The sequence below is a fragment of the Furfurilactobacillus milii genome, assembly GCF_009864005.1.
In the GTDB taxonomy this organism is placed as follows: Bacteria; Bacillota; Bacilli; order Lactobacillales; family Lactobacillaceae; genus Furfurilactobacillus; species Furfurilactobacillus rossiae_B.
Genome location: NZ_WEZQ01000012.1, coordinates 1 through 11934, shown reverse-complemented (window position 1 = coordinate 11934; position 11934 = coordinate 1). Strand labels below are relative to the sequence as shown.

Here is an 11934-nt window from a genome sequence, read left to right as displayed (position 1 = left end):
ATGCGCAAGCAAGCAGCCACATCGTCGCACTCTAACCGGCATCGACAGTCACGTGGTCTGGTGAACGGCGCTTTACTGTTATCCTTTGCTGCGCTGATTGCAAAGGTGTTGAGTGCGTTTTACCGGATTCCGTTGCAAAACTTGGTCGGTAATACTGGCTTTTATGTCTACCAGCAAGTGTACCCACTTTACGGAATCGCAATGACGTTTGCACTGAGTGGGTTACCGGTATTTATCTCAAAGCTTATTGCCGAAATCGATGAGGCGGCAGTTCGTCGTCAAGTTGCCAAACGGGTTTTGATTATTTTAGCCGTCTTTAGTGGTTGTTTGTTTGGACTCCTGTTTTTCGGTGCTCCAGCAATTGCTGTTGCGATGGGTGATCGCGGGTTGATTCCGTTGATTCAAGTCGTGTCGGGGATGGCTTTATTCATGCCGGGCTTGGCGGTTGGCCGTGGTTACGCGCAGGGACTCTTTGACATGAGGCCGACAGCAATCTCTCAGGTTGTTGAACAGGTGCTGCGGGTTGCCATTATCATTCTGGTTGCCTGGCTGGCCGCTTCTCAGCACTGGATTGTGTATCGCATGGGTGCTTGGGCGATGAGTGGCGCGTTGTTTGGTGCAGTAGCGGCATTGATCGTATTTGTGCCTTTTTATCAACAGTTATTTGGCCAACAGGACCGAGTCGTGCTGTCGAGAGACTATGATTGGTTAGTGTTGGCTCGCCGATTATTGCGCGAGGGTGGCACGATCTGCCTGTTTGCAGCGGTTGTCCTGTTACTTCAATTGGTTGATTCATTCACGGTCAAACGTGGTTTGGTTGGCGCGGGGATGACTCAAGCTGGTGCTAAGTCACTTAAAGGTGTCTATGACCGAGCTCAGCCGCTGATTCAATTGGGACTGGTCGTGGCAACCAGCTTTTCTGCAACGTTGTTGCCAACGTTGAGTGCGGCACTTAATGGTCGACGAGAAAAAGCAGTACAAACAACGTTGACGACGCTGATCCATGTCAGTGTGGCGTTATCAGTAACGGCGACTGCAGGACTGATAGTGTTAATGCCAATGATCAACTTGGTGTTGTTTGGTAGTATGACGGGCAGTATGGCGCTTGCCATTTATTGTTTAAGTATCGTTTTCGCCAGTTTAATCAGCACGTATAATAGTATTTTGCAAAGCATGAACCAGTACCGCTTGTCATTAATGGCCTTATCGGCCGGAGTGTTGGCAAAGGCACTATTCAACTATCAGGCGGTCGTTTCGTTTGGAATCAACGGTGCTAGTTGGATGACAGTTATTAGTCTGCTTGTCATGCTGGTGGTGATCTGGCTTGGCAGTCCAGCGGAAATGCGTGAAGCATTAACAGGGGGTCGATTTGTCCGTAAGCTAGGATTAGCAACCCTGGTGATGGCACTCATCACTGGGTTCATTGCCAATCAACTGCAATTATCGTTGGGACCAGGCCGATTACCCGCTATTTGGGTTACTTTGGTTGGCGTCATCGTTGGCGTCATCACCTTTATCGGCATGGCTTTGTGGACCCGACTCTTCTCGACGCGTGAGTGGTTGACACTCCCAGGCGGAAAACGGTTATTGAAAATAATCGTGCAGTTTGAAAATAATTAATTCTTGTGAGAGATAAAAATAAATCGAAATAAAGAAAAGTGAGGAACTAACGATGCGGTTAGATAAATTTTTGAAAATTTCCCGAATCATCAAGCGGCGTCCAGTGGCAAAAGAAATTGCTGATAAGGGACGAATTACAATTAACGGTAACCAGGCCAAATCATCCAGTAACGTGAATGTTAACGATGAACTGGTTATTGCATTTGGCAATAAAACATTAACGGTAAAAGTAGAACAATTGTTGGAAACGACAAAAAAAGAAGACGCAGAAAAAATGTACAAGATTGTGTCTGAAACCTATGCCAAGGATTACCGCACTCAGGAGTAGGGCGGCCGCTTGCATAACGAAAGTACGTTCGTATTAAGATGGAGTTAAACCCTTGATGTGTAACGGAATTGTCATTTACATTCAATTTTTCCGTTGCTATACTTTAAACAGTTGCTTAGAAAAAAGTGAATCTGTGACAAGGTGGCCAAAAAAACGATGGAAAACGGACAATCTGTTCATCAATTGAATAACGATTATGTTAAACAGTTACGTGAAAGCGAACGTCAGCATAATCAGCAGCAACATGATTTGTCCCACCGTCGTCGGCGGCGTGCTTTAAGAATCATAGCGGTGTTTGCTGTGATTGCTGTGCTTAGTTTTTGGGCATACGAAAAAAATGTCGCTAATCTCAACCAGATTAATGCGGAAAATGCAAAGACAAGCCGGCAACTAAAAACCGCAAATGAAAAAAATGGTCAACTTAACCAGCAGGTCAAACAATTGCATAACGATACTTATCTTACACAATTGATTCGTGATAAGTATCTTTATTCGAAGAATGGTGAGATTGTTTACAATCTACCGAAGAATTCTAAATAGTTATTTGTTGAATAACAGCCGCAGTGACTTTGTCCGCGACTGTTTTATGTTACAATCATGGTAATTTTATGATATGCATCATACTAATGCAGGAGGATATATTTTTTTATGGCAGTGGAAGTCGGTAACAAGGTTTCTGGCAAGGTAACAGGCATCACGAACTTTGGTGCGTTTGTTGATTTAGGTGAACACCAGAGTGGATTAGTTCATATCAGCCAGATTTCGAATGAGTACATTAAAGATATTCATGATGTTCTGAATGTCGGCGATGAAGTAACGGTAAAGGTGTTATCGATGGAAAAGGGGAAAATTGCCCTTTCCATGAAAGCTGCTGAAGACCGTCCTGCAACGACTCAAACGCATGGTGAACATAGTCGTGGTGGAAATCATGAGCATCACGAAAATCATGAAGGACACGAGTTTCATAATGGTGGCCACGACAATCACAGCAACAATCATGGTCGCAATGAGCACGGTAATAGTCGCGGTGGTAACCGAGGCCATCAGCCAGATAACAGTTTTGATGGCATGATGGCTAGCTTCTTAAAAGATAGTGAGCAGCGGCTTGCAACACTTAAACATAATACTGAAGGAAAACGTGGCGGTCGTGGTGGCCGTCGCAGCTAGTAATTTAAAGCGAGACACTTGTGATAAAGGCCATTTGGTTGATTGACGGTAGATGTTAAAATCATGAGTACTTGCTTTAATGCAAATGAGGTTGTGACATGAGTTTATTGGGGACGAATAATGTGAACAATATCGCGCTTCAAAGCTCTGAAAATTCCGTTTAACCCCAAACTGACCCATTCCCGAATTTTGGGAATGGGTCAGTTTTACGTTAATGTTCGTTCTCAAATCGGACTTATGTCGCCGTTTCATTTTTATCATTTAGAAAAAACTTGATCAGTGTATTGATCAAGTAGGAGTGTTGATTAAGCAGCCATTTAACGAGTGAGTTAACGAATGAAAATTTTCGCAGACCGGCTTAAAAGGAGTCAATCGATGGAACGAGTTTTACAGCAGTTTTTGACTGCGAATCAAACACATCATTTGTGGCAGTCAGATGATACGGTGGTTGTTGCTGTATCAACAGGCGTAGATTCAATGACGTTACTACACCTTTTTTTGAATTTGCCAATTCAGCAACGACCATCCGTGGTGGTTGCTCATGTAAATCATCGACTGCGAAAGCAAAGTGATGTGGAAGAAGTCTTTTTAAAAGATTATTGCAAACAGTTTAACGTACCGCTGGTGGTTGCCCACTGGTTGCCAAAGGATCATCCCGATACTGGTATTGAAGCTGCGGCTCGCCGTTTTCGCTACGATTTTTTTGAACAAGTGATGACAGAATATCATGCGACATTGTTGGCAACGGCACATCAGGAAGATGAAACGGCAGAAACTGGACTCATGCGGCTTATTGAAGGTCGAAGCATGACGGAACCGCTGGGGATTGCTTGGAAACGTTCGTTTGGTAACGGCGACCTGATTCGCCCCTTACTCGGCATTAGTAAGGCCTACATCCGCGATTATGCACGTCGACAAGATCTGCAGACGTTTGAAGATGAAACTAATACGCAACTGACAACCAAAAGGAATCGGCTTCGCCACCAGATTCTGCCGTTGTTAACGAAGGAAAATCCGTCGTTCAAGCACGATTTTGCCAATAATCTGAATGATCAAGCCGCTGTTAATACATATTTACAGCAGCAAGCCTCATTAGCGCTTGTCGATATTGGTCATTCTGTTGATGCCTTATTGCGGCACCCGATGCCAACCCTGTTGCTTTTACGTCAGGCGTTTTCAGAACGGGTAACGGATGCGCTGACAGTGTCAATCGAGTTAACTGCTTGGCATAATGCGGTTGATGCGCTAATGTCTGCCAAGTCCGAGTTTAACGTCGACTTGGGATCAGGTTGGCAACTGTGTCGACGGTATGATGAATTCACTTTTAAACGATATGGCAATAATCCGCAAAAAAACGCGTCCCAGCAACAACCAGTAAGGGAAACTATGGTAACATTAAACAAATGGACGGCTGTGACAGAGACGTGTCAAGTGGGACTGTTTGACGCAAGCCAAGTAGTTACCATGAGACCAGATTTTCTGAGCGTACATTTGCATGTTGACGTAAGTGAATTACCGTTGTTGATTCGGCAGGCTAAGGCTACGGATCAGTTGGCATTAAAAAATGGTCAGCATCAATCAGTTAGACGAGTGTTAATCAACCAAAAAGTGCCATTGGAGGACCGTTCACATCAATTGATTGTGACGACGGTTAACAATGAGCCATTATGGTTAGTTGGTCGTCGCGTAGCTGTCACAAAGTCGGATCATCAGTTAGTCGAAATTTGCGTGAGATTGAGGCAAGGAGTGGAACATGAATAACGACATTGAAAAAACGCTCTATAGTGCGGAAGAAATTAAGGCAGCCGCACACCGATTAGGGATGCAATTGACAGAAGATTACCGGGACAAACGGCCCATTTTGATTTCAGTTCTTAAGGGCGCTATTCTCTGGACAGTAGACGTCATGAAGGAAATGGACATTATGGCAGAAGTCGATTTCATCGATGTGTCCAGCTATCACGGCGGTCTGGCCTCAACTGGTGAGATTCAGCTCATTCATGATTTAAGTGCGGATGTCGCGGGTCGTAACGTTATCATCATGGAAGACATTATTGATACCGGGAGAACACTTAAGTTCTTGATCGATTTGCTGAATGAACGTCATGCTAAGGACATCAAGGTATGCACCTTGTTGGATAAACCAGAGGGGCGTGTCGTTGAAGCAAAAGCTGACTATGTCGGTTTCCAACTGCCAAAAGAATTTGTGGTCGGTTATGGGTTGGACTACAAAGAATTTTATCGTAATTTGCCGTACGTCGGTGTTCTTAAACCGGAAGTTTACGAGAACGATAATTAATAGTTATGAGCAATAACGCATTAACCAAAATGACCTTGGAAATGAAGACCAACAAGAGTGTTCTCAAGAAACTTTAGGAAAAGCGAAAATAAGCGTTATTTTTGTTTGGTCAAGATAGGTCAATTGTGCTATGATATGATTCATCAACGGGGGTAAACCCGTTCAGTTCAGTTTTCTGAACAAAAAATACTGAATTATGCTGTCAGGAGGCACTGTATGAACACACGCCGAAACGGACCAGTCCGCAACAGCCTGTTCTGGATCGTGATCTTCTTGTCATTTATGGGAATCTTGTATTTCTTCTTTGGCAATAGTTCCGGATCACAGACTCAGAATATTCGCTCTAGTGAATTTGTTCGTAATTTAAAGGATAACAAAATTAAGAACTTTCAGGTGCAACCTGCTGGTGGTGTTTACAAAATTACCGGTGAGTATCGGAAAGCTCAAAAAGTTTCCAATAACAGTAATTCAGCACTTGGACTAGGTAACAATCAATCCAGTAAGGCAAGGAGTTTTACCAGTTCTATTCTTGAAAATAACGCAAGTGTAAAACAGGTAACTGATGCCGCTGCTAAACATAACGTAAAGATGGACACTAAGGCAGAAGAATCCAGTGGTTTCTGGATTAACCTGATTAGTTTAATCTTACCGATTGTCTTGATTGGTTTCTTCTTCTATATGATGATGGGTCAGGCTGGTCAAGGCGGTGCCGGTGGTCGTGGCGGTGTCACGAGCTTCGGGAAATCCCGTGCTAAACCTGCTGACCCCAAGAGCAACACCGTTCGTTTTAGTGATGTTGCCGGTGAAGAAGAAGAGAAACAAGAATTGGTCGAAGTTGTTGAATTCTTGAAGGATCCTCATAAGTTCACCACGCTGGGGGCACATATTCCAGCGGGTGTGTTACTCGAGGGCCCGCCTGGTACTGGTAAAACATTGTTAGCGAAGGCTGTTGCCGGTGAAGCTGGCGTACCATTCTTCTCCATGTCTGGTTCAGACTTCGTTGAAATGTTTGTCGGTGTTGGTGCTAGTCGTGTTCGTGACCTGTTTGATCAGGCCAAGAAGAGCGCACCATCGATTATCTTTATCGATGAAATTGATGCCGTTGGGCGTCAACGTGGCACCGGCATGGGCGGTGGTCATGATGAACGTGAACAAACATTGAACCAATTGTTGGTTGAAATGGATGGGTTCACTGGTAACGAAGGTGTTATCGTCATGGCAGCCACTAACCGTTCTGACGTTTTGGACCCAGCTTTGTTACGTCCTGGTCGTTTCGACCGGAAGATTCTGGTTGGTCGTCCCGACGTTAAGGGTCGTGAAGCAATTCTGAAGGTTCACTCAAAAGGCAAGCCATTGGCGGCCAATGTGGATCTAAAAGAAATTGCGAAACAGACGCCAGGGTTTGTTGGTGCAGATTTAGCTAACTTACTAAATGAAGCTGCTTTGTTAGCAGCTCGTCGTGGTAAAACTCAAATCGATGCGGCTGACTTAGATGAGGCCGAAGATCGAGTTATTGCTGGACCGGCTAAACATGATCGGGTTATCTCTGACCAAGAGCGTCGAACCGTTGCTTTCCATGAGGCAGGCCATACAATCGTTGGGTTGGTACTTAACGATGCACGTGTGGTTCATAAGGTAACAATTGTTCCTCGTGGGCGCGCTGGTGGTTATGCCATTATGTTGCCACGTGAAGATCAAATGTTGATGAGCAAAAAGGATGCTAACGAACAGATTGCCGGTTTAATGGGTGGTCGTGCCGCTGAACAAATCATCTTTAACTCTGAATCATCTGGCGCTTCGAATGACTTTGAACAAGCAACCCAGATTGCTCGTTCAATGGTTACTCAGTACGGGATGAGTGACAAATTGGGGATGGTCGCACTTGAAGGCGAAAACCAAGCTGCGATGGCTCAATATGGTCAACAGCCAAACTATTCACAAGAAACGGCTTCACTGATTGATGAAGAAGTTCGCCGTTTAACCACAGAAGGTTACACGGAAGCTGTTAACATCATTCAGAGTCACCGTGAACAGCACAAGCTGATTGCGGAAGCCTTGTTGAAGTATGAAACGTTGGATGAAAAGCAAATCCTTAGTTTGTTCAAGACAGGCAAAATGCCTGAGACGCAGTCTGCAGATGAAAATCCGCAAGCGGCAACATTTGAACAAGCCAAGAGTGCCTTGCAACAACGTGAACAGGAACGTGCGGCAGAACATGAAGTGTCAACTTCAGACTCTGCTCAACCTGATCAATCTGCAAGTGAGAGTGCAAACAGCCAAGCTAATAGTGCTACAAGTGCGGATCACAGCGATGATTCTTCAGACTCCAACCAGTTATAATAATGAGCACATTATCGGAAATTAGGTTGTTTTCGATAATGTGCTTTTTGTTTTTAGAAAATGGCAGACTGGTGTTTGACTAACGTTTTTAACGTAATTGCGGTATACTAACTTTCAGAATTTTTTCAAGGAGTAAACTATGGCTAACTATTTAGTTAAAAGTATTATTGACGATGGTAATTTTCGTGCTTATGCCGTCAATTCAACCAATGTTGTTGCGGCAGCGCAGCAGCGACATGACACATGGAGTGCGTCTTCGGCAGCCCTAGGGCGTACACTAACCGCTACACTATTACTTTCCACTTCGTTGATGAAGGGACAGGAAAGAATGACTGTCAAGGTTCAGGGGGATGGGCCGGCAAAGGGAATTGTGGTTGATGCAGATGCCAATGGCCACGTTAAGGGCTACATTGTAAATCCCCATGTCCACCTACCGTTGAACGATAAGGGACATATTGATGTTGGCGCCGCCGTTGGCAAGAATGGTGCATTGTCGGTTACCAAAAACTTAGGTTTGGATAAACCGTACACTGGTCAAGTTGCCTTGGTCAGTGGTGAAATAGGCGACGACTTCACGTACTATCTAGCACAATCTGAACAGATTCCATCAGCAGTTGGTGTGTCAGTCTTTGTTGAGAAGGATAACAGCATCGGTGTTGCCGGCGGTTTCATGATTCAGGTGTTGCCAGGTGCGTCCGACAAAGCGATTTCAGAGCTTGAAACTAGTTTGAAGGACTTGCGCCAAGTGTCACAGTTACTTCGTGATGGTAAAACACCGGAAGATATCTTAAATGATCTGTTTGGCAAGGAGCGGGTTAAAGTTTTGGAACGTGTACCCGTTAGTTTTCAATGTGATTGTTCAAAGGATAAATTTGCGAAAGACTTGGCCAGTTTACCGGACAAGGACCTTAAAGATATGATCACTGAGGATCACGGTGCTGAAGCAGTTTGCCGTTTTTGTGGTAACAAGTATCAATTTAGTGAACAGGAACTACAAACAATTTTGAGCGAAAAGAACGCGTAGCGGAGGAAAACGATGAAGTGGAAAATTGGTGATATTGAGATTCCGAATCAGATTGTGGTGGCACCGATGGCAGGTGTGACTAATTCGGCGTTTCGACTTATCTGCAAAGAATTCGGTGCTGGGCTCGTCGTTTGTGAGATGATTTCTGACCGTGGCATTATGTATAAGAATAAGAAAACCCTGTCCATGATGAAGGTTGAAGAGGCCGAACACCCGATGAGTATTCAAATCTTTGGTGGCACTAAGGAAACGTTGGTTCAAGCGGCAGAATATGTCGATCAACATACTGAAGCAGACATCATTGACATTAACATGGGGTGTCCCGTCAATAAGGTGGTTAAAACGGATGCTGGTGCTCGTTGGCTACTTGACCCTAACAAGGTGTATGAGATGGTCTCGTATGTGACTGATGCGGTCAAAAAGCCGGTTACCGTTAAAATGCGGACAGGCTGGGATCCTGATCATATTTATGCGGTGGAGAATGCATTAGCGGCTGAACGTGGTGGTGCTTCGGCTTTGGCCATGCATGGCAGAACACGGTATCAGTTCTATGAAGGGCACTCAGATTGGAATGTCCTTCATGAAGTAGCCAAGGAAATCCATATTCCATTTATGGGAAATGGTGATATCCAAACGCCGCAAGATGCCAAGAAGATGATTGAAGAAGTTGGCGCAGATGCAGCAATGGTCGGTCGTGCAGCGGAAGGTAATCCATGGGTATTAGGACAAATGGCGCACTATCTTGAAACTGGCGAAATTTTGCCAGAACCAACGCCAGCTGAAAAAGTGGCGACTGCCAAAGAGCATCTACAACGACTGGTTGATCTAAAGGGCGAACATGTTGGCCCCCGTGAGTTCCGAGGACAGGCTACGTATTATCTGAAAGGCATTTCTCACTCGGCGCGAACTAAGGTAGCGTTGAATAATGCCGACACACAGGAAGAAATGAACGACATTTTCGATCGTTTCTTGGATAAGCTAGCAGCGCGGGATACTCGTGAAAGTTCACAAATTGCCGGTAGCTAAAGGTTATTTAGTGTAGAATGGTGTTTGTGAGAAATTGACAGAAGTGAGGGATTAATTTGGCAAAGCAAGAAGCAAGCATGAATGACCAGATGAAGGTTCGTCGTGAAAAGCTACAAGAATTGCGCGACGAAGGGATTGAACCATTTGGGCATCGTTTTGATCGGACACATTTAGCACAACAATTGCATGATCAGTTTGGTGAAGAAGACAAGGAAACGCTGGAGTCTCAAGCTAACGTAGTGACCATTGCGGGACGAATGGTTTCTAAGCGAGGTAAAGGTAAGGTTGGTTTTGCGGATTTAAAGGATCGTACGGGCAAAATCCAAATTTACGTTCGTAAAGATGTGATTGGCGAAGACATGTATCATGTTTTCAAACGTTCAGATATTGGTGACTTTATTGGTGTTAAAGGTGATGTCATCAAAACGGATATGGGTGAATTGACGGTTCGTGCACAGGAAGTTACTTTCTTGAGCAAGTCATTACGACCATTGCCGGATAAATTCCATGGATTAACGAACCAGGAGCAAATTTATCGTCAACGTTATTTGGATTTGATTGCCAACGACGACAGCTTTGCTCGCTTCCAAAAGCGGACAAAGATTATTACTGCTATTCGTCACTATCTAGATGGCTTAGACTTCCAAGAAGTTGAAACACCAGTGTTACACAACATTGCTGGTGGTGCGGCTGCCCGTCCGTTTGTCACGCACCATAATGCGTTAAATATTGAATTGTACTTACGGATTGCTTTGGAACTACATTTAAAGCGACTTATTGTCGGTGGTATGGAACGCGTTTACGAAATTGGCCGAGTTTTCCGTAATGAAGGTATCGACACGCGTCATAATCCTGAATTTACAATGCTGGAGTCGTATGTGGCGTACTGGGACTTTCATGACGTCATGGACGAAACAGAAGGTATTTTTAAGGCAGCTGCGCATGCAGTAACACCTGATGCTGTTGTGACTTACCAGGACCAGACGCTTGATTTGAATAAGCCATTTAAACGTGTCCACATGGTAGATGCCATTAAAGAAGTGACAGGAATTGATTTTTGGAAGCCAATGTCATTGGATGAAGCAAAAGCATTGGCCGACAAAAATGGCATTCACTATGAAAAGTTCTGGACTGTTGGTCATATTATTAACCAATTCTTTGAAGACAAAGTTCAAGACACGTTAGTTCAACCAACGTTTATTTATGGCCATCCAGTAGAAATTTCACCATTGGCAAAGAAGAATCCAGATGATCCACGGTTCACAGATCGTTTTGAACTGTATATTATGGGGAATGAATTTGCGAATGCGTTCTCTGAATTAAATGATCCAATTGACCAGCGCGAACGTTTCGAGCAACAAGCTAAGGAACGGGATGCTGGGGATGACGAAGCTCAATTGATTGATGAAGACTTCGTCGAGGCCTTAGAGTACGGCATGCCACCAACCGGCGGTCTAGGTATTGGGGTTGATCGTTTGGTCATGTTATTAACAGATGCACCGTCGATTCGCGATGTTCTGCTATTCCCAACGATGCGCGCTGAGGATAATAGTGAGAATGAATAGTCTTAGTCATATACATGGTCTTATGTGCCTGTAACTAGGTAAGTATATAGACGAACGACGAGCTAAAAAGGGATGATTACATTTATTGTGATCATCCCTTTTTTTGTAGAAAAACGCAGCGATGTAGTGGTAAGATGTTAAGTGCGGTTTTAAGCTATCTATTTTTTCAACAGGCTCGAATCGCAGGCGGTTTTGTGGTCTATCCGTTTGAGAAAAATGGTGTATTCGAATGCTTTTATGATTTTAAATGAGAAAAAAATGATAATTGATATTTGTGCTTGACGATAAAAGCTGAAACTGATAATCTAGATAACGTTGTCAAAAGAGGTCACTTAAATGTGAGCCGCAAAATGACAACTATACCAATTTAAGAAACGTCAATAATTAATTCAAATTAATCGTTGACAACAAAGACTTAAATTGATATGATTACTAAGTCGTCTGATATGTACCAATTACATGAGATGATGTAGATCTTTGAAAACTGAACAACGTTTCGACGAATCAAATGTGTAGGGTCTTTGAACGAAAGTTCGAAGCAATTACAATTGTGAAGTCAATTCAC

The 11934-nt window shown here is 44.0% G+C and carries 10 protein-coding genes; all 10 read left to right on the top strand.

From position 1 onward, the window contains the following. The 10 genes from GB993_RS07180 (at position 1) to lysS (ending at position 11369) form a co-directional block, all read left to right on the top strand. A complete protein-coding gene (locus GB993_RS07180; RefSeq protein ID WP_161003698.1) occupies positions 1-1620 on the top strand; it encodes a putative polysaccharide biosynthesis protein in 1620 nt (539 codons plus the stop codon). A gap of 52 nt (positions 1621-1672) precedes the next feature. Further along, entirely contained in the window at positions 1673-1948 is a 276-nt protein-coding gene (locus GB993_RS07175) for an RNA-binding S4 domain-containing protein (RefSeq protein WP_017260487.1), read from the top strand. Positions 1949-2104: 156 nt separating this feature from the next. Next, complete coding sequence (locus GB993_RS07170) at positions 2105-2488, top strand: FtsB family cell division protein (protein ID WP_161003697.1); 384 nt, start codon at positions 2105-2107, stop codon at positions 2486-2488. Positions 2489-2596: 108 nt separating this feature from the next. Then, entirely contained in the window at positions 2597-3115 is a 519-nt protein-coding gene (locus GB993_RS07165; RefSeq protein ID WP_161003696.1) for a S1 domain-containing RNA-binding protein, read from the top strand. A 375-nt stretch (positions 3116-3490) separates the two neighbouring features. Next, positions 3491-4876 (top strand): tRNA lysidine(34) synthetase TilS, encoded by a 1386-nt coding sequence (gene tilS / locus GB993_RS07160; RefSeq protein ID WP_161003695.1) that lies wholly within the window; start codon positions 3491-3493, stop codon positions 4874-4876. Further along, a complete protein-coding gene (gene hpt / locus GB993_RS07155) occupies positions 4869-5414 on the top strand; it encodes a hypoxanthine phosphoribosyltransferase (protein ID WP_161002329.1) in 546 nt (181 codons plus the stop codon). Before tilS ends, hpt begins: the two co-directional genes overlap by 8 nt. 216 nt (positions 5415-5630) lie before the next feature. Beyond that, the gene (ftsH, locus tag GB993_RS07150) at positions 5631-7754 is read left to right on the top strand and encodes an ATP-dependent zinc metalloprotease FtsH (protein WP_161003694.1); all 2124 of its coding nucleotides are present in this window, start codon (positions 5631-5633) and stop codon (positions 7752-7754) included. A 139-nt stretch (positions 7755-7893) separates the two neighbouring features. Continuing rightward, the gene (hslO, locus tag GB993_RS07145) at positions 7894-8778 is read left to right on the top strand and encodes an Hsp33 family molecular chaperone HslO (RefSeq protein ID WP_161003693.1); all 885 of its coding nucleotides are present in this window, start codon (positions 7894-7896) and stop codon (positions 8776-8778) included. 12 nt (positions 8779-8790) lie between these two features. After that, entirely contained in the window at positions 8791-9804 is a 1014-nt protein-coding gene (gene dusB / locus GB993_RS07140; RefSeq protein WP_161003692.1) for a tRNA dihydrouridine synthase DusB, read from the top strand. Between the two features lie 77 nt (positions 9805-9881). Further along, complete coding sequence (gene lysS, locus GB993_RS07135) at positions 9882-11369, top strand: lysine--tRNA ligase (RefSeq protein WP_178914918.1); 1488 nt, start codon at positions 9882-9884, stop codon at positions 11367-11369. Positions 11370-11934 lie beyond the last annotated feature (565 nt).

Bases quoted from the DNA above. Each gene is read 5' to 3' on its own strand.
- GB993_RS07180 (WP_161003698.1), top strand. From the start codon at position 1: ATGCGCAAGCAAGCAGCCACATCGTCGCACTCTAACCGGCATCGACAG.
- GB993_RS07175 (WP_017260487.1), top strand. From the start codon at position 1,673: ATGCGGTTAGATAAATTTTTGAAAATTTCCCGAATCATCAAGCGGCGT.
- GB993_RS07170 (WP_161003697.1), top strand. From the start codon at position 2,105: ATGGAAAACGGACAATCTGTTCATCAATTGAATAACGATTATGTTAAA.
- GB993_RS07165 (WP_161003696.1), top strand. From the start codon at position 2,597: ATGGCAGTGGAAGTCGGTAACAAGGTTTCTGGCAAGGTAACAGGCATC.
- tilS (WP_161003695.1), top strand. From the start codon at position 3,491: ATGGAACGAGTTTTACAGCAGTTTTTGACTGCGAATCAAACACATCAT.
- hpt (WP_161002329.1), top strand. From the start codon at position 4,869: ATGAATAACGACATTGAAAAAACGCTCTATAGTGCGGAAGAAATTAAG.
- ftsH (WP_161003694.1), top strand. From the start codon at position 5,631: ATGAACACACGCCGAAACGGACCAGTCCGCAACAGCCTGTTCTGGATC.
- hslO (WP_161003693.1), top strand. From the start codon at position 7,894: ATGGCTAACTATTTAGTTAAAAGTATTATTGACGATGGTAATTTTCGT.
- dusB (WP_161003692.1), top strand. From the start codon at position 8,791: ATGAAGTGGAAAATTGGTGATATTGAGATTCCGAATCAGATTGTGGTG.
- lysS (WP_178914918.1), top strand. From the start codon at position 9,882: ATGAATGACCAGATGAAGGTTCGTCGTGAAAAGCTACAAGAATTGCGC.